Source organism: Alteromonas sp. ABH4_452 (assembly GCF_056311825.1).
The window spans coordinates 4,314,347-4,338,919 of record NZ_CM149973.1 but is presented as its reverse complement, the minus strand read 5'-3'; the positions used below and the strand labels follow the sequence as shown (position 1 = coordinate 4,338,919).

21 protein-coding genes are annotated in these 24,573 nt (G+C 44.3%); 12 read left to right on the top strand and 9 right to left on the bottom strand.

What is annotated here, in order from left to right:
• Positions 1-231 precede the first annotated feature (231 nt).
• The 4 genes from ACYX4N_RS18600 (at position 232) to ACYX4N_RS18585 (ending at position 4,268) form a co-directional block, all read left to right on the top strand.
• Positions 232-1,530, top strand: a complete 1,299-nt coding sequence (locus tag ACYX4N_RS18600; RefSeq protein ID WP_025256721.1) for an adenylosuccinate synthase — start codon at positions 232-234, stop codon at positions 1,528-1,530.
• Positions 1,531-1,844: 314 nt separating this feature from the next.
• On the top strand, positions 1,845-3,251 hold the full coding sequence (locus ACYX4N_RS18595; protein ID WP_476055090.1) for an aldehyde dehydrogenase family protein: 1,407 nt from the start codon (positions 1,845-1,847) through the stop codon (positions 3,249-3,251).
• 11 nt (positions 3,252-3,262) lie between these two features.
• On the top strand, positions 3,263-3,679 hold the full coding sequence (locus ACYX4N_RS18590) for a VOC family protein (protein WP_474808968.1): 417 nt from the start codon (positions 3,263-3,265) through the stop codon (positions 3,677-3,679).
• 118 nt (positions 3,680-3,797) lie between these two features.
• The gene (locus tag ACYX4N_RS18585) at positions 3,798-4,268 is read left to right on the top strand and encodes a LabA-like NYN domain-containing protein (protein WP_476055089.1); all 471 of its coding nucleotides are present in this window, start codon (positions 3,798-3,800) and stop codon (positions 4,266-4,268) included.
• A 98-nt stretch (positions 4,269-4,366) separates the two neighbouring features.
• Here the strand turns inward: ACYX4N_RS18585 and ggt are convergent, their stop codons facing one another.
• Both ggt and ACYX4N_RS18575 read right to left on the bottom strand, forming a co-directional pair.
• Positions 4,367-6,085: a gamma-glutamyltransferase gene (gene ggt / locus ACYX4N_RS18580; RefSeq protein WP_476055088.1), complete on the bottom strand. Its 1,719-nt coding sequence runs from the start codon at positions 6,083-6,085 to the stop codon at positions 4,367-4,369.
• A 76-nt stretch (positions 6,086-6,161) separates the two neighbouring features.
• Positions 6,162-7,538: a Na+/H+ antiporter NhaC family protein gene (locus ACYX4N_RS18575; protein WP_474808962.1), complete on the bottom strand. Its 1,377-nt coding sequence runs from the start codon at positions 7,536-7,538 to the stop codon at positions 6,162-6,164.
• Between the two features lie 220 nt (positions 7,539-7,758).
• Between ACYX4N_RS18575 and ACYX4N_RS18570 the strand changes: the two genes are divergently transcribed.
• Both ACYX4N_RS18570 and ACYX4N_RS18565 read left to right on the top strand, forming a co-directional pair.
• Positions 7,759-9,846: a glycoside hydrolase family 3 N-terminal domain-containing protein gene (locus ACYX4N_RS18570; RefSeq protein WP_476055087.1), complete on the top strand. Its 2,088-nt coding sequence runs from the start codon at positions 7,759-7,761 to the stop codon at positions 9,844-9,846.
• A gap of 89 nt (positions 9,847-9,935) precedes the next feature.
• Positions 9,936-11,006 (top strand): mechanosensitive ion channel family protein, encoded by a 1,071-nt coding sequence (locus ACYX4N_RS18565; RefSeq protein WP_476055086.1) that lies wholly within the window; start codon positions 9,936-9,938, stop codon positions 11,004-11,006.
• A gap of 146 nt (positions 11,007-11,152) precedes the next feature.
• Here the strand turns inward: ACYX4N_RS18565 and ACYX4N_RS18560 are convergent, their stop codons facing one another.
• Complete coding sequence (locus ACYX4N_RS18560; protein ID WP_476055085.1) at positions 11,153-12,634, bottom strand: exo-beta-N-acetylmuramidase NamZ family protein; 1,482 nt, start codon at positions 12,632-12,634, stop codon at positions 11,153-11,155.
• A gap of 56 nt (positions 12,635-12,690) precedes the next feature.
• A complete protein-coding gene (murQ, locus tag ACYX4N_RS18555) occupies positions 12,691-13,686 on the bottom strand; it encodes an N-acetylmuramic acid 6-phosphate etherase (RefSeq protein WP_476055084.1) in 996 nt (331 codons plus the stop codon).
• A 188-nt stretch (positions 13,687-13,874) separates the two neighbouring features.
• On the opposite strand from murQ, the gene alr reads away from it, so the two are divergent.
• Positions 13,875-14,951 (top strand): alanine racemase, encoded by a 1,077-nt coding sequence (gene alr, locus ACYX4N_RS18550; RefSeq protein ID WP_476055083.1) that lies wholly within the window; start codon positions 13,875-13,877, stop codon positions 14,949-14,951.
• Between the two features lie 438 nt (positions 14,952-15,389).
• On the opposite strand, the gene ACYX4N_RS18545 is transcribed toward alr, so the two are convergent.
• The 4 genes from ACYX4N_RS18545 to ACYX4N_RS18530 all read right to left on the bottom strand — a co-directional run bounded on the left by ACYX4N_RS18545 (position 15,390) and on the right by ACYX4N_RS18530 (position 17,426).
• The gene (locus ACYX4N_RS18545) at positions 15,390-16,103 is read right to left on the bottom strand and encodes a YitT family protein (RefSeq protein ID WP_476055082.1); all 714 of its coding nucleotides are present in this window, start codon (positions 16,101-16,103) and stop codon (positions 15,390-15,392) included.
• 233 nt (positions 16,104-16,336) lie between these two features.
• A complete protein-coding gene (locus ACYX4N_RS18540) occupies positions 16,337-16,648 on the bottom strand; it encodes a hypothetical protein (RefSeq protein ID WP_179982234.1) in 312 nt (103 codons plus the stop codon).
• Positions 16,649-16,736: 88 nt separating this feature from the next.
• Entirely contained in the window at positions 16,737-17,126 is a 390-nt protein-coding gene (locus ACYX4N_RS18535; protein WP_476055081.1) for a VOC family protein, read from the bottom strand.
• A gap of 45 nt (positions 17,127-17,171) precedes the next feature.
• Positions 17,172-17,426, bottom strand: a complete 255-nt coding sequence (locus ACYX4N_RS18530; RefSeq protein WP_476055080.1) for a Rho-binding antiterminator — start codon at positions 17,424-17,426, stop codon at positions 17,172-17,174.
• A 343-nt stretch (positions 17,427-17,769) separates the two neighbouring features.
• Here ACYX4N_RS18530 and ACYX4N_RS18525 point away from each other — a divergent pair, with 343 nt between their 5' ends.
• The 4 genes from ACYX4N_RS18525 (at position 17,770) to ACYX4N_RS18510 (ending at position 22,134) form a co-directional block, all read left to right on the top strand.
• Positions 17,770-18,888 carry a hypothetical protein gene (locus tag ACYX4N_RS18525; protein WP_476055078.1) on the top strand — a complete coding sequence of 373 codons (1,119 nt, stop codon included), beginning with the start codon at positions 17,770-17,772 and terminating at the stop codon, positions 18,886-18,888.
• Between the two features lie 19 nt (positions 18,889-18,907).
• Entirely contained in the window at positions 18,908-19,705 is a 798-nt protein-coding gene (locus ACYX4N_RS18520) for a substrate-binding periplasmic protein (protein ID WP_476055076.1), read from the top strand.
• A gap of 180 nt (positions 19,706-19,885) precedes the next feature.
• Positions 19,886-21,157 carry an NRAMP family divalent metal transporter gene (locus ACYX4N_RS18515; protein WP_476055075.1) on the top strand — a complete coding sequence of 424 codons (1,272 nt, stop codon included), beginning with the start codon at positions 19,886-19,888 and terminating at the stop codon, positions 21,155-21,157.
• A 509-nt stretch (positions 21,158-21,666) separates the two neighbouring features.
• Positions 21,667-22,134, top strand: a complete 468-nt coding sequence (locus ACYX4N_RS18510) for a hypothetical protein (RefSeq protein WP_476055074.1) — start codon at positions 21,667-21,669, stop codon at positions 22,132-22,134.
• A gap of 11 nt (positions 22,135-22,145) precedes the next feature.
• Here the strand turns inward: ACYX4N_RS18510 and glyA are convergent, their stop codons facing one another.
• Positions 22,146-23,402: a serine hydroxymethyltransferase gene (glyA, locus tag ACYX4N_RS18505; protein WP_476055073.1), complete on the bottom strand. Its 1,257-nt coding sequence runs from the start codon at positions 23,400-23,402 to the stop codon at positions 22,146-22,148.
• A 242-nt stretch (positions 23,403-23,644) separates the two neighbouring features.
• Between glyA and ACYX4N_RS18500 the strand changes: the two genes are divergently transcribed.
• Entirely contained in the window at positions 23,645-24,502 is an 858-nt protein-coding gene (locus tag ACYX4N_RS18500) for a LysR family transcriptional regulator (protein WP_179982242.1), read from the top strand.
• Positions 24,503-24,573: the final 71 nt, after the last annotated feature.

The window sequence follows — 24,573 nt, the reverse complement described above, 5'->3', positions numbered from 1 at the left end:
TCAGGTTTTGCGCTAGCTAAACTTTAGAATGCTATAAAAATTAGCGCTTTAGGAAATATGTTTTATAAAACAATAAGCCAAGCCTTATTTTAAAAAGCCGCCTGCGACGGTTGGGCATCTTTATGTTTTCAAAAATAAAAATCAAATAGTCGTATTTTTGTTCGAAAAAGAGATGATCCTTGCCCTAGAATTTTGTAGAATCCCCGCCTAATTTTCTTACACATATGATTCATGGCAAAGAACGTTGTGGTACTCGGCACTCAATGGGGTGACGAGGGTAAAGGCAAGGTCGTAGACCTACTCACTGATCGCGCAAAATATGTTGTTCGCTACCAAGGCGGACACAATGCAGGTCACACTCTAGTAATCGACGGTGAAAAAACCGTACTTCACTTAATCCCATCAGGCATCCTACGCGATAATGTTACCTGTATTATTGGTAACGGTGTTGTGCTTAGCCCTGACGCACTAATGAAAGAAATGACTATGCTTGAAGAGCGTGGCGTTCCAGTGCGCGAGCGCTTAAAGATTAGTGAAGCTTGTCCGCTTATTCTTCCTTATCACATTGCACTAGACGTAGCGCGCGAAAAAGCCCGCGGCGCAAAAGCAATTGGTACAACGGGTCGTGGTATCGGTCCTGCTTATGAAGATAAGGTAGCTCGTCGCGGTTTACGCGTAGGCGACTTATTCAACGCCGAAGACTTCGCTGCAAAGCTGAAAGAAGTGCTAGATGTGCATAACTTCACACTTACGCAATACTATGGCGAAGAAGCAGTAGACTTTGATGAAACCTTGAAAGGTGCAATGGAAGTTGCTGACATTCTTAAAGCAATGGTTGTTGATGTAACTGACGAACTAGACAAGGCACACAATGCTGGCTTGCCTATTATGTTTGAAGGTGCCCAAGGCACACTTCTAGACATCGACCACGGCACGTATCCTTATGTTACATCGTCAAACACTACCGTTGGTGGTGTCGCAACGGGTGCTGGCTTTGGCCCACTTAAGCTAGATTACGTATTGGGTATCGTAAAAGCATACACCACGCGTGTAGGCTCAGGCCCTTTCCCTACGGAACTAGATTGTGAAGTAGGTCAACACTTAGGTGTTAAAGGCCACGAGTTTGGTGCAACTACAGGGCGTAAGCGCCGTACTGGTTGGTTCGACGCAGTTGCAATGAAGCGCGCAGTACAAATTAACTCTATTACCGGGTTCTGCTTAACGAAGCTTGACGTACTAGACGGTCTTGAAAGCCTTCAAATTTGTGTTGGCTACAAAGATGCAGACGGTAATGTGAAAGACGTTCCACCTATGGCTGCTGACGGTTACGAAAAAGTAACGCCAGTATATGAAGAAATGCCAGGTTGGACAGACAACACCTTTGGTGTAACTGAGTTTGAAGCCCTTCCACAAGCGGCGAAAAACTACATTAAGCGTCTTGAAGAGCTAACAGGTGTGCCGGTTGATATTGTGTCAACAGGCCCTGACAGAAACGAAACTATCGTTTTGCGCAGCCCTTACGACGCTTAATAGCAAAGCGTTATATACTATCTAAAGCCCGGTGTTTACTGGGCTTTTTTATTACTGACAAAATTTACCTCTTTTTCACTTGCCTCTATCACGCCTCATTTTTCTGCGCCTGCATTTCACGCATATAAAATCTACTTATAGCCTTTAATATGTGGTCGCATTAAACATTAATTAACAATTTAGTTGCGTTGTCTTCGAACATCCCTATTAATATAAGATAGTATCAGTTAATTATTACGCTGCTTTACCCGTCAACAATATCAAAGAGAGTCATCGAATTGTTGCCGTGGGTGTTATGCTATCGGAGCCTTCTTATGCCAAATAGACCTTCTCTTCACGCAGTGGAAACCGGTGTGTGTTTCGTTGATGTTGTTCATAAACTTAATGATAGTTTTGATACAGGGAAAACTCAGTCTCTGGAGTGGCGCAAAAGCCAATTAAAGGCGCTAGAAACCTTATTGAAGGACAACCAGCACGACATTTTGCAGGCCCTTAAAAATGACCTAGGCAAATGTAAGACCGAAGCCATGGTAGCGGAACAAGGGTTTCTGCTTTCTGATATTAAGCATACGCTTAAGCACTTGGACAAATGGGCAAAACCGCGCAAAGTATCTACGCCTATGGTGGCGTGGCCAGGTAAGAGCTTTCGCAAGCCTGAACCCCTTGGTACCGTGCTTATCATTGGTGCGTGGAATTACCCGCTTCAATTACTACTAGCTCCTTACATTGCTGCCATCGCAGCGGGCAACTGTGCGGTATTGAAACCCTCTGAACTAGCACAAGAAACATCGTCGCTGGTGGCTAAGCTTATCCCTCAATATATGGATAATTCATGCGTTGCAGTAATAGAAGGCGGTAAAGACGAAGCGATAGCGCTGCTTGCCTGCAAGTGGGACCACATTTTCTACACCGGTGGTGAAGTGGTGGGCAAAATTGTCATGAGCGCCGCGGCCAAACATTTAACTCCAGTAACCCTTGAGCTTGGCGGAAAGAGTCCGTGCTTTGTGGATAAGAATACAAATCTTGCCGTCACCGCGCGCCGTTTAGTGTGGGGTAAATGGATGAATGCAGGCCAAACCTGTATTGCGCCTGACTATGTCATTGTTGAAAAGGGCTTTGAGCAAAAGCTTATTGATGCGGTTAAAAAAGAGCTGAAAAAGCAATACGGCAAAGCGCCTTTATCGTCACGAGATTACGGCAATATCGTTAATCATCGCCACTTAAAGCGTCTTGAAAGTTACCTCGAAAACGTCAATGTGGTGTATGGCGGCGAGCTAGATGAATCTCGTCCAGCAATGGCGCCCACCCTTGTACTAGAGCCATCGCTAGATAGCCCGCTAATGAAAGAAGAGATCTTCGGCCCTATCCTACCTATCATCACTGTCGACAACATGGAGGCGGGCATTAAGTTTGTGAACAGCAGGCCTAAGCCACTTGCCCTTTATGCATTTGGTGATAAGGACGATGTGCTTGATAATATTATCAGCAAAACCAGTTCAGGCAGTGTGTGTACTAACGACACTATGCTGTTTATGACTAATCCTGAGTTGCCGTTTGGTGGCGTAGGAAATAGCGGCATGGGTAACTATCATGGCCAAGCAGGTTTTGATACATTCAGTCATATTAAAACGGTAATGAAACGTTCATTCGCCCTCGACGTATTCTTTCGTTATGCGCCGTTTTCTAAGTTTAAGCTATCGTTGCTTAAGAAGTTTTTATAACAGGAGTTTTCATGGTTCAGCCTTTTCACCTTGCCATTCCGGTCACTAATTTAACTGACGCAGAAGCGTTCTACGGTGAATTGTTGGGCTGTGAAAAGGGCCGCAGTGACACCCAGTGGATAGACTGGAACTTCTTCGGCCATCAGTTAGTAACGCACTGCGTAGAGGCCATGCCGTCGCCGCCTGCTTATAACGGGGTAGACGATCATGCAGTGCCGGTGCCGCACTTCGGCGTTGTGCTAACCATGGACGATTGGCAAGCACTAGCAAGTAAGCTAGAGGCCTCAAATACTGAGTTTATTATCGCACCTTATATTCGCTTTAAAGGAAAGCCCGGTGAACAAGCCACTATGTTTTTCAAAGACCCTTTCGGCAACGCGTTAGAGTTCAAAGCGTTCGCCGATATTTCTCAGCTTTTCGCTAAGTAAAACTTTTCTCTTCGTTTAGAAAAGGCTAGCGCTTTTTCCACTTTGGTTTTTGGTTTTACTAGCAAAAGGCTATAACATCAGAAAACAATAACCGAGTAAATCGATAAAGTGAGTGGTTTTGAATAAAGCATTAGTGCTGGTAGACGTACAAAACGTGTATTACACCTGCCGTCAGGCGTACAAACGTAACTTTAATTACAACCAGTTTTGGCGTGAACTTAGCGACAACCTTGATATAACCCATGCTTTTGCATACGCCATAGACAGGGGAGACAGCAAGCAGCGAGAATTTCAAAACATTCTTCGTGCTATTGGGTTTGAAGTAAAGTTAAAGCCTTTCATTCAACGCGCCGACGGCTCGGCCAAAGGTGACTGGGATGTGGGTTTAACAGTAGATGCACTTGAACATGCCGATGATGTTGATGAGGTCATTCTGGTGTCTGGCGACGGTGATTTCGATATTCTAGTAAATGCCCTTAAAGAAAAAGGGAAAACCGTAACGGTGTACGGCGTTCCCGCATTAACGGCTGAAAGTATTCAAAAAGTGGCGTCTAAGTACGTGCCTATCGACACCACGCTGTTGCTGTAGTTATTAGTTTTTACCTTGCTTGATGCCGAAATCTTAAGGCTGAGCCGATACGGCTCGCCTATAGATTTAAGTTCATGACTACAAGCTAATGAGGTGTGCTAATACGGTTGTACTAGGCTTTTACCCCGGCCGCTTTTCTCAGACGCGGCTTCCACACCCTCTTTAGTACGTTTAATTAAATGCACATCACCAAATCGACGGTTATCAATGGTATAGCCCATGGCTTTAAGCTCATTCACAGTTGCCTCTGTAAATCCGTCGTGCATACGAATAGTGTCTTTTGGCAGTAGTTGGTGATGGAAACGTGGTGAATTCACGGCTTCTTCGGCACTCATGTCGTAAAGTAGGGCATTCAAAAGTGATTGAGCAACTGACGAGATGATAGTGGTGCCGCCCGGCGAACCTGTTACCAGAACCACTTGGTCATTTTTAGTAACCAGTGTGGGTGTCATAGAAGATAGCATGCGCTTATAGGGCTCAATCGCATTCGCTTCACCACCTACAGCACCAAAGAAGTTTGGCACACCAGGTTTAGCGCTAAAGTCGTCCATTTCATCATTCAACAAGAAACCGGCGCCAGCCACAACAACGCCACTACCAAAAGTAAGGTTGATGGTTGTGGTATTGGCAACTGCGTTACCCCATCTATCCATAATCGAGAAGTGAGTAGTATCTTCGCTCTCTTTCAAGCCCGGCTTAACGCTTGGCGTATCAGAAATGCTGTCAGGCTGAATATCTGCCGCGCGTTCGATAATGTAGTTAGCGTCAGTGAGCGCTTTTACCGGAACACTAACAAAATCAGGATCGCCCATGTATTCAGCGCGATCGGCAAACACACGCTTGCCTATTTCAGACATAACGTGAATATATTCAGTGCTGTTTTGCGCAGGCAAATCGTGGTTTGCATCATAGGCTTCTAGCATGCCAATCCATTGCGCTACGGCAACACCACCCGAACTTGGAGGTGGTGCGGTTACCAGCTCATAACCTTGCCAGTTTAGGTGAAGAGGTTTGCGCCACACGGCTTTGTAAGCTTGCAAATCTTCGTAGGTAATAAGGCCGCCATTTTGCTGCATAAAATCAACAATATGTTTTGCTACATCGCCTTTATAAAAGCCGTCTTTGCCCTGCTGCTGGATAGCTTTAAGTGTTTTTGCTAGCTCAGGCTGCTTAAAAGTAGCGCCCGCTTTTGCGTCTGCAAAGTATTCACTGAAATTGTTGTCGATGCCTTTTTCTTGGGTGCGCGAAATATAACGGGCAATGTTGTTTGCTAATTTTTCATGCACCACAAAGCCCTGTTCAGCCAAATCAACGGCTGGTGCGAGTAGACGCTCCCAATCCAATGTGCCGTATTTTTTATGCGCGGCCCACATACCTGCAACGGTACCAGGAATGCCAGACGCTTTAGCCCCAAACAAAGACTCATACGGTTTTACATCACCTTGCTCGTCAAGATACATATCGCGGTGAGCTTTTTCAGGCGCCATTTCACGGTAATCAAGAAAGTCGGTACTATCTTCAAACTTTATTGTCATAAAGCCACCGCCGCCAACGTTACCCGCCTCTGGCAATGTTACGGCTAAAACAAACTGAGCAGTAATAGCCGCATCAATAGCGTTGCCGCCTTCCTTAAGTACCTGCATCGCAGCATCGGCGCTATAGCTGTCAGGCATGGCAACGGCCGGCTGACTTAAGCCTACGGCATTTTCTCCAACAGTATTTACAGTGTCGTTTGGCGAATGTGAACATGCTGCCACTACTGAAATAAATGCCACTATCATCGAGATAAACCCGATGTTTGCTATCCGTCTTTTCATTTAAAAACTCCTTGCTACAGATATTGCTAACACCTTGATATTAGCAATCGGCTACCAACAAACGTTAGTCACGTGTTTAGCCAAGCATGACTAAGCTTGCAACAAAATAGGCAATAAGCGTAAGTGCGCCGGCAAATAGTGCGTAAGGGAACTGTGTTTTAACGTGCGTTAATACGTCAGTACCCGCAGCTAGCGAAGATACGGCTGTGGTATCGGAAATAGGCGAACAGTGATCGCCAAATATACCGCCACCCAATATAGCGCCAATAACCAAAGAAGGAGGCAACCCTAAACTCTGAATTAGTGGTACACCAATAGGTATAAGGATGGCGAACGTACCCCACGACGTACCTGTGGTAAACGACATGATCCCGCCGGCAATAAACAACATGGGAACAATCAGCACCATTGGAAGGTATTCACCCACTATTCCTGCCACAAATACGCCTGTTCCTAGCACCTTAAGACTATTGCCTAAGGTTAATGAAAGTAACACTATGGTAACTAGGGGGAGTAGTTCACCCATCCCTTTAAAACCGATGTCTACCGCTTCTTTATGAGTAAAACGTTTATGGACGAGAAGCAGACCGTAGGCAATAGCAGTGGCAAGAGCCGTAGCATAAAGAACTGATTTACTGCCGCTGCCTTCAGACAAAACGCCGTTGCCTGTCCAGAACATGAAGCCAACCATACTCAATACCATCACCAGCAGCGGAACCAGCATAAATCGCGCTTTAGTGGCAGGCTCAGTCGTGTGATTTACCTCAACATGAGACAGTGCTTTTTCTTCTTCAGCCATAGGGCCGTGCACTTTATCAGCCGAAATTGTATAAGCCACAATAAGTAAGGTGAAAATAGCGTAAAAGTTAAAAAATACGCTGCCCCATAAAATGGAAGCTGACGAAGCGGGTAGTTCGTAGGCATCGAGTAGGCTGAGTATAAAAGCGCCCCAGCCGTTTAATAAAATCAAAATACAAACTGGCGCGCTGGTGGAATCAATGATGTAAGCTAAACGTGCGCGGCTCATGTTGAAACGGTCAAACAACCCTCGGGCGAATATACCAGCAGTAAGCACGCTCAAGTTCGATTCTATGAATACGGCAATACCAGTAAACATGGTTAAACCGCCTACTTGTTTACGGCTTTTTGCTACGCCCTTATTAACAAGAAAGTTAACGGTTGCCGTTACGCCACCAGAATCACGAATAAAAGCCAGTAATGCGCCTACTAGAACAGAGAAAATAAGCACCCGCGTGTTACCTGGACTAGCAGCCGTATCAACCACACGCTCTATGGCATTAATAGGGGCCATGTAGCTAGTTGCGATATCAGCATTGACCAAAATTAAGGCTTCAGCAGACAGTACGGCCAGCGCCAATGCTAAGATAACTTCTTTTTTCCAAAAAACGACGGCAATAGCCACAAGAGGGGGGATGACTGACATCCAATCCATACTTCTTTCCAAACTTAAATTTATGTGTGCTTAGGACCTGCTGCTTTAGATTGTTTTCTTAAATTCAGCGTGTCCTACAGGTATGTCTTTTCACGTCACATATTATATAAACTAACGCGTAAGAGAAGGAGTGAATACAGTTCAAAGTTGGCGAACATGCTTCTCTCATTTATGCTAGCGTACCGTATTGTGCTCTGTGTTACCAAGGATTAGATAAACATTGTTATTCCAGCAAGTTATTTGTAAAAAGCGTGCTTCTGTATTGGGCTTAAGTCATTTTCTTTCAGGCATTTTAGTTTTATTTAGTGTCGGCATTTTTGCTGCTAGCGCAACGGCAAACTCATTAAGCGTCGACGCATCTACCCCAAGAGCTACCAATACTGACTTACCCCCAATCAGCGCTAACAAAATCACAGCTAAAAAGGCTGGCGATGACGGGGCTAGCGAGGAATTGACTAGCGCGAAAACGATTAGTGCCGAAGCTGTCAGTGCAGTAAGGAACATGCTTGGGCAAAAGATCATTTTAGATTTTCGCTATTTCTGTGAAGACGGTACGCCATCATCGCGCTGCCGTACGCCTATGACCGAAATTCCTCCTTCGCTTTTAAGTATGCTCCGTACACACAATATAGGTGGCGTTATTTTGTTTTCGGAAAACATTCAAAATGCCGATCAGTTAATTACGCTCAATTACACCATGCAGCAGCATATGGTAAAAGCAGGTCGCCAGCCGCTATTTATTGCTGTCGACCAAGAAGGAGGGAGAGTAGCGAGACTGCCTTCAGATATGCTTTCGCCGTTTGCAGGTAACATGGCTATCGGTGCTACCTTTCATCAGCGGGGCCATGCCTTTGCCCGAAGCGTAGCATCGCATATAGGGCAAACGCTGTTACCTTTAGGGGTTAATACTAATTTTGCGCCGTCGGTGGATGTAAATAGTGAGCCAAAGAACCCCGTTATAAACGTACGCAGTTTTTCTGAAAAACCAGAGCAGGTGGCGGCACTCGGACGAGCGTTTGTAAGTGCAATGCAAAGTACGGGAGTCTTGGCTGCTATTAAACACTTTCCAGGTCACGGTGATACCCATGTGGACAGCCACAGTGGCTTACCGCAAGTCACCCATACCAAAGCTCAGGCTATGGCGGGGGATATTCTTCCTTTTGCTAATATCATAAACAGTGCAACCCCGCCTGCAATGGTTATGAGCGCACACATTCAATATCCGTCGTTAGATGATACTGAAATTGCAGATAAAAATGGCAAGGTGCAAATTGTTCCCGCTACCTTGTCGAAAAAGATACTAACCGACATGCTTCGCAAACAGCTAGGGTATAAAGGTTTGGTCGTTACAGATGCGTTAGATATGGCTGGTATTACACAGTTCTTCTCGCACGAAGAAGCGCTCGTTCGCGCATTCATTGCCGGTGCGGATATTGCGCTCATGCCTTTCACCATAAGAAATAGAAAGGATATCAACGCATTTTCAAAGCTTTTAGATAATGTGGCAGTAAGACTTGTAAATAAGTCATTAGACTCATTTTCAGAAAGCGCTTTCTTGGTGTCTTCCTATAATCGTATTCTTAAAGTAAAACAACACTTTAATTTAGAAAGCTTTGTTTCCAAGCCTGTATCTTGGTGGCTTAATGAAGCAAAAGAAAACGCATCGATTGATAATCCTAACAGTCTAAAAAATAAAGGAATTCAAATTGAGAAAGCGCTTTCTAAGGCTTCGGTTTCGGTGCTGTTTGGAAAGGGGAAACTTCCGGTAACATCAACGCGTTGGCTTGCGCTAATGCCTGATGCCGCAAGGTGTTTAGCCTTTGAAAGTGCACTGATACGAGCAAGTTCAAAGAGTACTAATAAGCCCCTAGAATTTGCTTGTTTACCCTTGACGGCATTGCCAAAAAAACAGCTTGCTATGATGCTTTTAAAACAGGCAGAAGTGCTAGTGGTGGGTAATATTAGTCCGCTTCACGCGAACTATGAGTTAGGTGGGCTTGATCTACCTGAACATGTGAAGCAGCGCGCAAGTGAAACTGATGTGATGACATTTAGCAAAATGATGATGACTGCTGCGAAAACACAGAACAAAACCGTGGTTTTTGCTCCCCTACGTATGCCGTATGAAGCAAATGACCTTAAAAATGCGGCAGACATCGCTATTGCGACATTTAGTTATGCAATAAGCATAGACAGTCAAGGTGATAGGGACGGTAACAAAGTTACCAGCTATAGTCTGAACGCACTGGCTGATGTTTTAGTTGGTAATTCAGTTGCTGAAGGTCGTGCACCAGTTTCGTTAGAGTAGCTTTCATTATACCTAAAAGCGCCAGTTTGACCGACAATGTGAAAGGCTAGTTTAAAGGTGCTTCTTTAGACAACCTTAAAGGAAAACATGTGAATACAGAAAACTTATCAGGTACTACGCGAGCATCACTAATGGACTCTGTGTTCAGTACGTTCCTTACATTTGTTCCTCTACTCGTTGCTATAGCATTGGTTGTAAGTACACTCGTTACTCTACATTACCTTTTGCTTGCTAAACAAAGCCACCTTACCAGCGAACAGAAACTGCCTCGTCAAGTTGGCATGTTAGTACTTACTATTATTGGAGCAGTTGTTATAGCTATGACTCTTCCGGTAAGTGAAAGTACGCGAAATCAAGTTATAGCACTTATCGGTGTACTCATTTCTGGTGTCATTGCATTTTCATCTACCACTATGGTGGGTAATTTGATGGCAGGAATAGTACTTCGGGTAAACCGCCCCTTTAGGGTCGGTGACTTCATAAAAGTAGAAGGTTATAGCGGGCGCGTTACTGAAATGGGGTTGCTTGATGTTGAAATTCAGACGGAGAGCAGAGAACTAATTGCTTTCGCCAACACGCTTATGGTGAATTCGCCTGTTTCGGTCACGCGTGCTTCTGGTGCAATTGTTAGCGTGGATATTAGCTTAGGCTATGATATTCACCACAGCGTTATTGAAAAGCATCTACTTGCTGCTGCTGAAAATGCAAAGCTGGCAGAGCCTTTTGTACAGGTCATGGGGCTATGCGATTTCTCTGTAAGCTATCGTATTTCCGGGTTACTAACCGAAGTAAAGAGCTTGCTGAGCGCTCGCTCAAGGCTGCATAAAGCTGTACTTGATGCCTTGCACAATTCTAATATTGAAATTGTTTCGCCTAGTTTCATGAACCAGCGCCCTCAGGCCGATGGTTTGAAAATGATTGCTAAATCGCCCAGCCAAACCACCAAAGAAGAAGCGTCTCCAGAAGACGTGATTTTTGACAAGGCTGAAGAGGCCGAGCAAAAAGAAAAAAGTAAAGAAACCTTGATGCAGACGATTGCCGATATTGATGCAAAAATCGCTGAAAGTGACGGTGAAAATAGAGATGAGCTTAGACATCAAAAAGCCACAGCAGAAGCTAAACTTGCAACACTAGTAAAAACTAAAACAGAGGGAGGTTAGTTTTTACTAACTTTTTTTAGGCTTATGATATAAGTCCTAAAGGCTGAGTAAGTGTTTACTTTCACCTTTACCCATTCAAAGGTTAATAGCAGTTCCTCTCCATTTTGTCTTTCTACCAGTTCGTTAAATTGGCAAGCCTACATGAGTTATTCTTGACGTCGTTCGGTGTCTTCATAAAGTAGATATGGCTTTCTTTTTTCTCTGAACGTGTTCAAACTTTTTTGCCAGCTTTGGCGAATCTCAGCAGATGTTTTCCCGGTTTGGATTTGTATTCTTAGCGCATCAGTACCCGCTAATTTATCGAAAAACTGTGGGCGGGTGAAAAATGTTTCTGTAGAAATTCCACTGGCGGTGGCATTTCGGTTGTATTCAGAAAAGCGAGAATAGGCATCAATCAAGGTTTCTATTTCTAATCCACTAATTGGTGAACCTTCTCGATTCTGTAACTTAAGGCTTGAGTTTTCCAAGTCCATATATTCAGAGTCGATAAGATCTGCGCGGGTAAAAACGTGTGCATTTAGTAAGGTGTTTTCATGTTTAGGGTGAGGCGCTGCACTATTTGCTTTTACCCGTATTTGAGATCCACCGAATTCAATATTAGGGTGACCAATAAGCTGAAATGGAAAATCAGTGCCACGGCCAATGCTCACATCGGTTCCCTCGAAAAAGCATAGCGTGGGGTATAGCTGGATAGATAAATCGTTTGGTAAGTTAGGGCTAGGTGCCACCGGCAGGGAATAGTACGCAGTGCGTTCATAGTCTTTTATTGGTACTACGGTAAGTTTTGCATTGCTATAACTGGCAGCATTAATATCTAACCAACGTTCTCCCACGATCATTTGAGCAAGTTCACCTAATGTCATGCCGTGCAAAACGGGAATAGGGTGCATGCCAATAAACGATGAAAATGCTGGCTTTAGCACTGGGCCGTCGACATATCGGCCATTAGGGTTTGGTCTATCTAGCACCACAACCTGAATGCCTTGGGCAAAAGCGGCTTCCATTACATAGTGCAACGTACTTAAGTATGTGTAAAAACGTACGCCTACATCCTGAATATCGAAAACAATTACGTCGGTATTTTCCAGCATAGCCGTCGTGGGCTTTTTAGTTGCCCCGTAAAGCGAATGAATAGGTAAACCTGTTTTAGCATCAATATCGCTATTTACCTTTTCACCTGCGCCTTTATCCCCTCTAAATCCGTGCTCGGGTGACATAATGCTTACTAGGTCAATGTTACGTTGCAATAGAGCATCTACCAAATGCTGATAGGGTTGGTTTTCTTTTATCGGTCCTGAATGCCCAGTTATCTGGTTATTTCTAACCAAATCATCTCTAACCAAATCATTTCTAACTAAAGAGCTTTGGTTCACCACCAAACTAACTCGCTTACCTTCTAACAAAGGGAGGTATCTTGAATAGCGTTCAGCACCTACAGCAAGTTGATTGGCGTTTAAGCCTTCATTAGTCAGCCCACTTTGGTTTGCTTTTAAACTGTCACTATCGGTTGTATATACATGTGTAGATAAGCTGTTTTGCGCACATGAGGTCAAGAAGAAAAAACTGACCAACAAGATAAACGCGATGATTAATACGCTCTTTGTATAACGTGTAATATTTGTGCTCATAGTGGCTAAACCTGAACCCCCTTATTGCAGTCCCTTATTGTAGAGAAGCACCTTAGCTATTTGCTTTCTTCAACGGCTTTACGTAAGTAGCCATCGTTAGCACTTAGCTGTGCGGCTGCCTGCTCTGCGGTTTGCCCTGTTAGTACCATTAAAATGGCGACCTTCGCTTTGTTGTTGCATGCACTAAGTGCTGCTAAAGCGGCATCTTCACTACAGTCGGTAGCCTGCATAACAATGCGAAGAGCACGAGCTTTTAGTTTTTCGTTAGTAGCATTCACATCTACCATCAAATTTTGGTAGGTTTTTCCCAGCTTAATCATAACGCTGGTGCTAATCATATTAAGTATAAGCTTTTGTGCCGTACCCGACTTCATACGTGTGCTGCCGGTAAGTGCTTCAGGACCGACAACGGGGCATATGGCCGCGTCAGCATTTTCAAAAATAGCAGCGTTAGGGCTACAAGCAATAGCGCCGGTAAAGCAGCCAAGGGAATGGGCATATTCCAATGCTCCACTTACATAGGGTGTGCGACCGCTAGCTGATATACCTATAACTGTATCGTTCTGCGTTAGTGATAAACTTTCAAGGTCAGTGCGACCTGCATCAAAATTATCTTCCGCGCCTTCAACCGCGTGCTGAACGGCTTTCTCTCCGCCCGCTATTACACCCACAACCATTTCATCGGGTACGCTAAAGGTAGGGCGACACTCAACAGCGTCTAGTATGCCTAATCTGCCGCTGGTCCCAGCACCAATATAAATAAGCCTTCCGCCATTTTTAATGCTAGTAGTAGCGGCATCTACCGCTTTCGCTATTTGGGGTATTTGAAGTGCTACCGCGTTTGCGACTTTAGCATCCTCGTTGTTAAGGCAGGTAAGAATGCCTTGGGTACTTAACGTGTCTATATCCAAGGTATTGGGATTTCTGCCTTCTGAGACAACTTTATCCAGTGATTTAGCTAATTCATTCACGGTGGGAGCATTATCTGCCGCGTTGTTTTTAATACGAGTGATAGCGTGCGTATCTGAAGTAGAAGGGTTGTGCGAAGACATGATAAACCTTGAAGCTACGAAATTGTTATAACAAGCGAGCGCAAAGCATACCGGTATTTTAAACCATAAGAAACCTTGCGTTAGACAGTCGTTTTTTCAATATTAATCCTGCGCCCTCTATGCGTTTCTCGTGGTACACTTCGGCTTTATATGTTTCCCCATTAAACATTTAAGGAACGTGTTTTTCAGTGAGCCGACAAACGCAAGCAATTATTCATGCTGACGCCATTTTACATAATTTTAAAGCCCTTGCCGCTTTAGCACCATCAAGTCAATCTATGGCGGTGGTGAAAGCTGATGCCTATGGTCATGGAGCCGTAAATGTGGCGCGTATTCTTCAGCATGTTTCTTCGCGTTTTGCTGTCGCTATTATCGAAGAAGCTATTGCCCTTCGCGATGCGGGAATTACCGCGCCAATCGTTGTTTTAGAAGGGGCTCATCAGGCAAAAGAGTGCCAAATGGCGTTTCAGCATAACTGCATTTTGGTTATGCATTGTGAAGAGCAGCTTGCATGGTTAGAGCAATGCCCTGAACAACAACGCCCGCATGTTTGGCTTAAAGTGGATAGCGGCATGCATCGATTGGGTTTTGCCCTTTCCGATATCGAAGAGATTGCTGCTAAATACAACCACTTACTCAGCGAGCAAACAGTGATTGCTACACACTTTGCGTGCGCTGACGATATAAACAATAACTTTACTATCACGCAAATCGAAGCGTTTAATCAAATAGCAAATAAATTGGGCTTACCTACTAGCGTGGCTAACTCTCCGGCTACGGTAAATTGGCCCGCAAGTCGAAATGCGTGGAACCGGTTGGGAGTGGGCGTTTACGGTGGTGCGGTTTCAACCTCGCAAAACATAGATGTTGAAATGTATCCAGCCATGACCCTTCGCTCAAGCGTACTGGCTGTGCGAACTATACCGGCAGGCGAGGGTATCGGGTACGGGCAAACCTGGGTGGCGAATAAAACCAGCAAAATTGCAACGGTAGGCATTGGTTATGCCGACGGCTATCCTAGGCACTGCAAAAACGGTACGCCAGTCATGGTTAGGGGTAAGCGCGCTTATTTGGCAGGCCGCGTATCTATGGACATGATCACCATTGACGTGACCCATATCGACAACGTAGCAGTGGGCGATGAAGTAGAGCTGTGGGGACAGAATGTATCTATTCAGGAAGTCGCAGCCAATGCCGACACCATCGACTACGAATTAATGACGCGAGTTTCTCAGCGAGTACCGCGCATTGTGAAATACCTTTAGTTTTCAACACTGTGCCAGTTTGAGCAATCTTTATATAAGTTTTAATAAAGCACTATTCATTAAAAGAATGAGACTTTTACCCCTAATTTGGGCTTTACTGTTGTGGCTTAGTTATGGGATTGCGGCGAATATTTCGCCTCCAACTGTTCTGAGCATCAACTCATAAGTGAGGTTTGTATGCGTACTTCGTTTTCTCGTCCGAGAGTGAATCGTGGAGTAGTTAGTCGACCGTCAAGACCTGTTCAAAAGAAACAATAGGTTTGTTGTAGGCGTCAAGGAATACAAATAAAAGATACAATAAAGCCCGGTTAGGTTTGCCTAACCGGGCTTTCTATTAACTACTTATGTGAACCGTTGAGTACTTTCAGCTTGCCGGTATCTGTTTACACGCTTAAGCCTTTAAACGTAAACGTAAAACCTTAGGCGCTGACTACCAATTTAGCCGTTTTGGGCGCGAAGCTCGCTGTCTATGCTGCTGTGCTCATTGCTATCCACACGCTTCGCGTCAGCCTTTTTTGATTCTATTTTAGCCTTGTCTGAACTGTTTTCTCCGGGTGCCGGGAAGTAACGCTCTGGTCTATGGTTAAGCGAAATTACCATATTTAAACAAAACGCCGCGAGTATCGAGATAAGCACTAATGGCCATGAAATAAAAAACAGCGCGCTAAGCAATATGCAGCTATCTACAGTTAACTGGAAAGTCCCAGCTCTGATATTAAAGCGTTGCTGTAAGTAGAAGGCCATAATACCAACGCCGCCTAGGCTAGAGCTGTGACGGAACATCATCAGCATGCCTACACCAATTAAAATTCCGCCAAATACCGCTGCGAAAAACGGGTTGACGTGGCTGATATCTACAAATGCCGGAATTTGCTCGGTTAACACCGAAACAGTGGTTACAGAGATAAACGTATTGATGGTGAAACGTTTACTAATTTGAGTCCACGCTAAGGTATAGAAAGGTAGGTTAATCAAAAAGAATAACAACCCGAAGTCCATGTCGAAAGCATAGGTACCTAATAGCGCAAGACCTGCCGCGCCACCTACCATTAGGTCTTGAGACTGAAAAAGATATACGCCAAAAGCAACAAACAAGCCGGCGCTTATCAGGGCGAAAACATCCTCGACGACACTGTGTTTTGTTTTTTGCATAAAAAAGAGTTTGCGTTAAGAAGACACAGCGTAATTATACGTTTACAGCACATTCGGTGACAGCAAGATGAAAAGTTAAGTCAGCACGATAAAAGTAAGAAGGTAAGTTTGCCTTTACGACTTTTAGCGCTTCGGTGAATAGGGTGTTGCGGCAATGTAAACGTTGCACCAAGGTGGTTCAGCTTTATGGCTACAAAAGCTTAATGCGTTCCTAATATTTGAAGGCCGTATGATTATTCCACAATAGAGAACACCACAATATCTTGCTTATTAAATTCTACACTGCACTTCATGATACCTAAGTGCAGTGGACTATATGCTTCAATCTTGCTGCCATTTGCTACAAACTCAGTATCCCACAACAACAAGTCTGCGGTGTTAAGCTGGCGTTCAACGCTTTTTTTCGACACCCCTGGCGTAAAGTTGTCGCAAAGAATAATGACCTCACGTCTTGCTTCAATCCAGTAAAAGGTAGTGGTGATCAACAGTGCTATCGCCGCTATTGCAACAACATCTGCAATAATAGAACGTTTCATGGCCTGCACGTTTTACTTCTCCTCTACGTCTTTACTGTGGGTGATTAAACCTTGTGATACAGAATGCGCTATAAGCAAGGTGCACTTGTATAAAGTGCTATTCAGTGGTTTGGATCAAATCCCACTTATTGCCGAACTTATCTTTAAAGATGGCTACCGTACCATAAACTTCTTCACGGGGAGTTTCTAAAAACACCACGCCTTTACTTTGCATTTCGTTAAAGTCGCGCCAAAAGTCATCGGTATTTAAAATTAAAAATACTTTGTCTGCGGCTTGGTTACCAATAAGCGCTAATTCAACGTCGTTTTTAGCTTGCGCTAGCAGCAAGCTGGCTGAACTGTTTGGCGGCGTTACTAACACAAAGCGCGAGTCTTCACCGGTTGCTTTATCTTCAGTTAAGGTGAAATTTAAAATCGTTGTGAAGTACTCAATTGCGTTGTCGTAGTCGTCTACAAAGAAGGTAATCGCCGAAAGGTGTTGTGTCATAAATGTGGTTCAGTTCAAAATGGTTAAGTGAACTTGGCATACTACCTAAAAGCTCACCGAGCTGAAATGCGGGTTATCAGTTATTGCATGAAGTTGAGCGATTTCATTAAGGGCAATGTTTTCTACATTACCGTTAATGCGCATTTGTATACATTCTGTTGGCGCGTCATCGCGTTTATCTATAACTGTATTTAATGCCTTACCGCTTTTTAGTTCCCCACTTTTTAATACAGCGCTTACCTCAAGTTTATACATGCAGGCTATTTCTATGTAGTCATAAAGCTGACAGGCTATATTCACAGGTTTTCCTATAATTGCTTTTAAAGCGTTGCTCAAATTTTAGATAAGCCCTGGCGTTCACGGCAAAAACTTCTTTATTTACCGTACATTCATTCCACTTCACTTTAAACATTCGACTGCCAATGTTTAAATGCCGCCGCCTATCGGGGCGGCGAAGTTTCTCAACTCAATTCACAGAAGTCAGACCTTAACAAATGATCTTTTTTTAAGGTTTGCTCAGTATTGTAAGTACTGAAGGATTTATTTTGGTGCACGAAATTCCTAAGCGCTTAAACGCCCCTTTACTCATTAGAGGCAATTTTTAGCAAAGGGTTCCCGCCGAAAATTCAATACAGGAACAGTAATGAACAAGCTACTATCCGCATTTTCTTTAGTTTCAATTGCTACATGCGCTTCGAGCGGCGTAAAAGCCGACGAACTCCCCTTTAATTTAAGCGGTCACGTGAGGGTTAATTACGGACATCAAGATTGGCAAATTCCCGAGTTTAGAGATGGTTTTGAGTTTGAATCATTCAAGCTTGGCGTATCCGGCGAGTCAGACCAGTTTAGCTACAAAGCTGAATACCGTTGGTACGAAAATACTGATTTTGATACCGTTCGCTTCGCTGATCTTACTTATCATTTTGACGATAAAACCGAAATTACCGCAGGTATAACGCAAACCCCGTTTGGTCTACAGCCCTTTGCCAGTAACAACTTTTGGTTTTCAGTTAATTACTATCTTGGCTTTGAAGATGACTACGATGCTGGGGTCAAAATTAATCACGATTGGGGCAAATGGGATTTTCAAGCCGCTTACTTTATGAACGATGAGTACAATGACGCAGCTGAGTTTGGTCGTTACTCGTTTGATGTAGCAGATGACGGGGAATACCGAAATAAAGAAGACGGGCAGTACAATCTACGTGCTAACTACTCAGCGAATTTTATACGCGGTGCGACTACCGATATCGGCGTGTCTTATCAGTACGGTAACATTCTAAACTTAGATACGTTAGACGATGGTGACATGAATGCTTATGCCGTTCATATGCGTCACACTCAAGGTGACGTAAAAGTTGAGCTACAGTATATCGACTATGAATACGACCTGGCTGCACCTGAAGGGCAGGCTGACGACCGTATAGCGCTATCCTCTTTCACCTTCCCGTTCTTAGCCGCGGCCGACGGTAAAACCTATTCAGCAAACCTCGTGTACTCGGTGCCCTATAAGTTTGCGCATATAGAATCGCTTACCTGCTATTCAGAATACAGTGTTGCCAAAGGCGAAGGGAATGAAGGGAAAAACTCTTCTCAGTGGATAAATGGCTGTAGCTTTGGCTGGGATAAATTGTTTGTATATGTAGATAGTATCCAAGGCAAAAATATGTGGTTTTCAGGCGGCCCCGGCGTTGGGCTAGACTTAGGTGGTAGACAAGAAACTACCCACCGGTTGAACATCAACCTTGGCATTTACTTCTAACCAATAACAGGACTTTGACATGCGATTACTACTTATAGCGACATTGATACTAGCGCTAATTCCAATGCAAAGTTTTGCCCATTCATGGATGAAACTGCGTATAGCGACCACAGAGTATGCGCCTTACACGTCAACTGAAATGCAGCACGAAGGTTACATAAACCATATTATCGCCGATGCGTTCAAAGAGACGGGCGTTGTGGTGGAGTTCGTATCCTTACCGTGGGAAGAAGCGTTAGAAGCAACGCTAAAAGGTGAATACGATGCGGTTTCTTACGGCAACTTTGTACGCTCTCGAGAAAGTGAATTTTTCCATAGCAACCCGATAAGCGCAGAAAGCTTGGTGTTCTATGTTAACGCCGACAAAGGCCCCGATAGCTGGAATGACCTTAGCGATATGCAAGGTCTAAAAATGGGGATCACAGAAGGGTATTTATATAACGATGAGCTTGCAGCCTTTATTAAAGGTAACGAAACCGTAGTAGAGCGCAAGACTGATAAAGCGAACCTTGAAGCTTTGATAAACGGTGATATCGATGTTTTCCCCATTGATGAACTTACCGGTTGGTATTTGCTACAGCGAGACTTCAATAGTGGCGACCGTCGTGATGTTATGCCTATTAAACCTTTTATCTCTACGGTAACCACGCATTTGTTAGTGCCTAAAGGGCAAGGCGATAGCCAGCTTATTTTGTCCTTATTCAATAAAGGACTAGAAGAGCTAACGCTTGAAGGTAAACTAACTCGCTTTAAGCGACTGCTAAAAGAAGGTTATTATCAGCACCCGCAGAAGAAGGTAAATTTCGACCGACGCTAACACACAGCCGTGTTTTAAACGCGTGCTAATCCACGACTTTTCAAATTGAAAAAAGGTTGCGAACCAAACGCGGCTCGCAACCTTTATTCATGCCACTTTCTCATCACTTAGTGTCTTTTCTGCTGATTATTAAACTGATATGGTTAACGGCTATTTTCTAATGCCCCTTTAGAGGTTGCCTTGTCGTACTCAGCTGAAACATCCTTCCTTGCCCGCGTTACCGCCTTACTAAAATTACTCGGTCCTGGTGTGCTTATGGCAACGGCGGCGGTAGGTGGAAGCCATTTGGTGGCCTCAACTCAGGCGGGTGCAAAATTCGGATGGCAGTTAGCGCTTCTCATATTGGTGGTAAACCTACTTAAATACCCGTTTTTCAGGGCAGGCGTAAGTTACACCATCAGCACGAAGCAAACCCTGCAGCAAGGCTATTTAGAGATGGGTAAACGCTACTTAGCCATTGCCTTGTGCTTAAATACTATCGCATCGGTAGTCAATGCTGCGGCACTGTTACTGTTTGCAGCAAGTTTATTGTCATATTTTATTCCATTTGATATAGCTATAGCGGTGTCTGCCTCAGTAGTTTTAGCGCTCATATTACTGATTTTACTGGCAGGGCATTTTGAAGGGCTCGACAACATTGCCAAAGGCATAATGGGCGTGCTTGTGGTGGCAACCATAGCAGTGTTTATCGTTGCACTTAGTAATTATACTGCTACAACGGTGCCTGCCGAAGAGCAGCCTTCGCCGTGGACGCTCGCCACACTCGGATTTTTGGTGGTAACAATGGGGTGGATGCCTGCACCTATTGAAATATCCTCTATTACTTCTCTTTGGTTAAAGCGTCAGTGCAAAGGTCAAGCGGTGACGCCGAAGTCGGCCCTTTTCGATTTTAACTTGGGCTATGCGGTAACCGTATTACTTGCTCTGCTGTTTTTAGGGCTAGGTGCGTTAATTCTGTATGGCAGCGGCACAGAGCTCAGCACTAGTGGTATTGGCTTCTCCCATCAGCTTATAAGCATGTACTCGTCAACCATCGGGGAGTGGGCGCATCTGCTTATCGCGATAGTGGCATTTTTATGTATATTCGGCTCGGCGCTTACGGTATATGACGGCTACGCGCGAGTGGTTGCCGAAGCAATTGCGCTATTGTTTAACAAGGATAAAGCCGCCCGAAATACACTTGTGACACCAGTATTGCTTTTCATGGCAATATTCAGCTTTGTTATTGTGCTCTTTTTCAAGTCTGCTTTATTAGCCATGCTAGGCTTTGCGATGACGTTAGCTTTTGTTACCACGCCCATGTTTGCTTGGCTTAATCATAAGCTGGTGGCACAAACTAAGCTGCACCCTGATGCCGCGCCTAATAAGGTAGTAAAGTTACTTAGTTTGCTAGGCCTAATTTACCTGTTTGGGTTTCTTTTGGTATTTGTTTGGTGGAAGTGGTTTAGCTAACGGCTTACCGCAGAACATAGCCTCACTCGCCACCACCTTTGCCAGCCGGTTACTGCTATTGCTAGCCGGCCCACTTCAGCAATTTAATACGAATCTTTTGAAAGTGCCTAAAGACATGAGAACCCCTCGGTTAGTGCTTTATTTCTTCAAGCAGTAGTAAATTAGTTTAATTACTCATACCAATCCGTATAGATTATTACCCACTCAGCGAGATTTAAAATGTTCGTAATCGCGGCGTGTTACCGAAGGTATAGTGGCTCTACATCAAGGTGACACAACAAAGAGTACGGACATTTTAAACTCGCCCTTCGGGAAGGTCTGGCAAGCTTCCTAGCTTCATTCTGGGAATTTGAAAGGGAACAGCCATTCCTGCATTCCCACGCTTCGCTAGAAAGCTTGCCAGCGCCTTCTGAGTGGGCAATTATCTATGCGGATTGGTATTATATCCAAGTATTCATTTAAGACTCATCTATACTTAAAGCGACGCTGCTAAAGGAGTGGGCTATTCGGTGCGTAAAGTAAAATTATTTCCAACACTACATTCAGGTAAATACATAAGCTTTGTGTTGCTTTGCTTCGTGTGTATGACAATGTGGGGATGCACAAAAGATGAGCCGAAATCCATACAGTGGAACAATGCCTACGATATTGAAAGGGAGCTTCACCTTCTAGGGCAGCAGGATGACCCGAGAGAAATTTATAAGCGTTTGCAGGGCATTAAACAGCAAGCATCGCTTCAGCTATCCCAGCTTCGCAAGACAGGGCAGCACGACCCACTATTTACCGAATGGCTAGAGTCATTAAGAATAAGTTTGTCGCTAGCGCCACTGTATAGCAACACAATCGAAACCTGTGACGTGTGGCAAAATGCAATGGAAGATGCGTGGGGCGTTCAAACTATTGAGTTTAACGAACGAGCTAAACTCGTGTGGCGGGTAATGGTCGCTACCTGCAACGCACGAGTTCGCTCTTTGTAAACAGCTAGGTTTTACTGAGTGTAAACAGGGCGGGCAGCAGTTAGTGTAGCAACCTTATCTTTAACTTGCTGAATAAGATTACTGTCTTCAGGTTCCGATAACACATCGCAAATCCAGTTAGCTAACTGGGCACAATCGTCTTCGCTAAAATTACGAGAAGTCACCGCTGGCGTACCTATCCGAATGCCACTTGTAACAAAAGGCGACTGTGGGTCGTTAGGCACAGTATTCTTATTAATAGTGATATTCACACTATTTAAAATAGCGTCTGCCTCTTTACCCGTCATCCCCTTACTAACCAGACTTAGTAAAAACATGTGGTTGTCAGTTCCGTTAGATACTACATCAAATCCACGCTTCATAAATACGTCTGCCATAGCGCGTGCATTGGTAACCACTTGCTTTTGATACGCTTTAAATTCGGCTGTCATGGCTTCTTTAAACGCAACAGCTTTAGCCGCGATAACGTGCATCAGCGGGCCGCCCTGAATCCCCGGGAAAATAAGTGAGTTAAACTTCTTTTCAAGTTCAGGGTTTGACTTACACATAATGAGCCCGCCGCGAGGGCCACGTAGTGTTTTGTGGGTAGTGGTAGTAACCACGTGCGCCGCGTTAACTGGAGAGGAGTAGACACCCGCAGCCACAAGACCTGCAACGTGTGCCATATCTACCAGCAAATACGCGCCTACACTATCAGCGATGTCTCTAAACTTTTGCCAATCGACAACGCGAGAATAAGCTGAAAACCCTGCCACGATCATCTTTGGGTTATGCTCTTTAGCTAAGGCTTGTACTTGGTCGTAGTCAATCTCACCGGTATCGGTGTTTAGCCCATATTGAATAGCGTTGTATAGCTTGCCTGAAAAATTAGGTTTTGCACCGTGGGTTAGGTGACCGCCGTGATCAAGACTTAACCCGAGTATGGTATCGCCAGGGCTTAGTAGTGCCATGTAAACCGCAGTATTTGCTTGCGAACCAGAATGGGGCTGAACATTTACATAATCAGCTTCAAATAGGGCTTTGGCTCTGTCGATAGCAAGCTGTTCAACTTTATCCACGGCTTCACAGCCACCGTAATAGCGCTTACCCGGATAGCCTTCTGCATACTTGTTCGTCAGTTGGCTACCTTGCGCCTGCATAACGGCTTTGCTGGTGTAGTTTTCTGAAGCAATTAGTTCAATGTGATGTTCTTGGCGCTTGTCTTCTTGCGCAATAAATTCGGCGATATCTGGGTCTTGCTGGTTAAGGTTTTGGTTTAGCGTATTCATGCTGCCTCCTAATTTTCATTGTTGTGTATTCGATACTAGAAGTGCAAAATGAATAAATAAAATTAATAAAAAATATGGCATTATAATTTTATTAAATGTCTGCGACTGCACTTTTGGCACAGCACAACACAGCACGTTTGTGTTTTGTCTGTAGAAAAGTGGCTAATAGAGTAAGCCTGTAAACTTTGTTGGTGAAAGGTCAATGTATAGTTGACGCTATAGAGAGGGGGTAAATCAAAGTAATGAAGAACTTGTCCATAGATTTCCTACGCTCGTTCGTGCTTATCGCACAGACGGGAAGCTATACACAGTGCGCCGAGCAGCTGCAACGGACACAACCTGCAATAAGCCTTCAAATTAAAAAACTAGAAGAAATGATTGGGGAGAAGCTATTTTCTCGCGATAAGAATCGTTTAGCGCTTACTGGCGCTGGTAGTCGCTTGTTGTCATATGGTGAGAAAATAGTAGCCCTTAATGACCAAGCTATGGCTGAGTTCGGTAAGCCTCAGGTGACCGGAAATATTAAGTTAGGTATTCCCAGTGAATTTAGCACCACGCTTATGCCTAAAATCATTCGGCGGTTCACACAAACTTACCCGGAAATATCGCTAGAGGTGCATTGCGCGCTAAGCAAAGATTTATTGAGCGAACCGCTGAAAAGTCAGTTCGACTTAATTTTGTCATTACAGGAAACACCAAATCCACAGCAGGATGGCTTCATAATCTCAGATCAACTGGTATGGGTAGGCAGTCAGCGCTTTGTTAACAGTGTGCCTGCTAAGCTCCCTATTATTGCAGCCCCCTCACCGTGTATTTATCGCAAACGCGCCACTAACCTTTTATCCGCAATCAAAAAGCCGTGGCAGGTGGTATACACCATTGCAGATTTAAACGGTATTCAAACTGCTATTAATGAGGGGCTAGGCATTACGGTACTGGCAAAAAGCTCAGTACCGTCAGGATTACACATTTTATCTAATTCAGAAAACTTGCCCGAACTTGGACATGTAGGCGTTTGCTTAGTTAACCCTCAGAAAGTGTCATCTAAAGCGATTAGCCTGCTAACCGAAACCATTACTAACGAAGTCGCAAATTTTTAAAAAGTGATAGATTGCTTTAGCTAGCGCGCTTGGTTAACAAAAAAGTAAGCGCGCTAAAAGGAAATGAAGCT

Coding starts and splice junctions, on each gene's coding strand:
- ACYX4N_RS18600 (WP_025256721.1), top strand. CDS start 232: ATGGCAAAGAACGTTGTGGTACTCGGCACTCAATGGGGTGACGAGGGT.
- ACYX4N_RS18595 (WP_476055090.1), top strand. CDS start 1,845: ATGCCAAATAGACCTTCTCTTCACGCAGTGGAAACCGGTGTGTGTTTC.
- ACYX4N_RS18590 (WP_474808968.1), top strand. CDS start 3,263: ATGGTTCAGCCTTTTCACCTTGCCATTCCGGTCACTAATTTAACTGAC.
- ggt (WP_476055088.1), bottom strand. CDS start 6,085: ATGAAAAGACGGATAGCAAACATCGGGTTTATCTCGATGATAGTGGCA.
- ACYX4N_RS18575 (WP_474808962.1), bottom strand. CDS start 7,538: ATGGATTGGATGTCAGTCATCCCCCCTCTTGTGGCTATTGCCGTCGTT.
- ACYX4N_RS18560 (WP_476055085.1), bottom strand. CDS start 12,634: ATGAGCACAAATATTACACGTTATACAAAGAGCGTATTAATCATCGCG.
- murQ (WP_476055084.1), bottom strand. CDS start 13,686: ATGTCTTCGCACAACCCTTCTACTTCAGATACGCACGCTATCACTCGT.
- ACYX4N_RS18545 (WP_476055082.1), bottom strand. CDS start 16,103: ATGCAAAAAACAAAACACAGTGTCGTCGAGGATGTTTTCGCCCTGATA.
- ACYX4N_RS18535 (WP_476055081.1), bottom strand. CDS start 17,126: ATGACACAACACCTTTCGGCGATTACCTTCTTTGTAGACGACTACGAC.
- ACYX4N_RS18525 (WP_476055078.1), top strand. CDS start 17,770: ATGAACAAGCTACTATCCGCATTTTCTTTAGTTTCAATTGCTACATGC.
- ACYX4N_RS18520 (WP_476055076.1), top strand. CDS start 18,908: ATGCGATTACTACTTATAGCGACATTGATACTAGCGCTAATTCCAATG.
- glyA (WP_476055073.1), bottom strand. CDS start 23,402: ATGAATACGCTAAACCAAAACCTTAACCAGCAAGACCCAGATATCGCC.
- ACYX4N_RS18500 (WP_179982242.1), top strand. CDS start 23,645: ATGAAGAACTTGTCCATAGATTTCCTACGCTCGTTCGTGCTTATCGCA.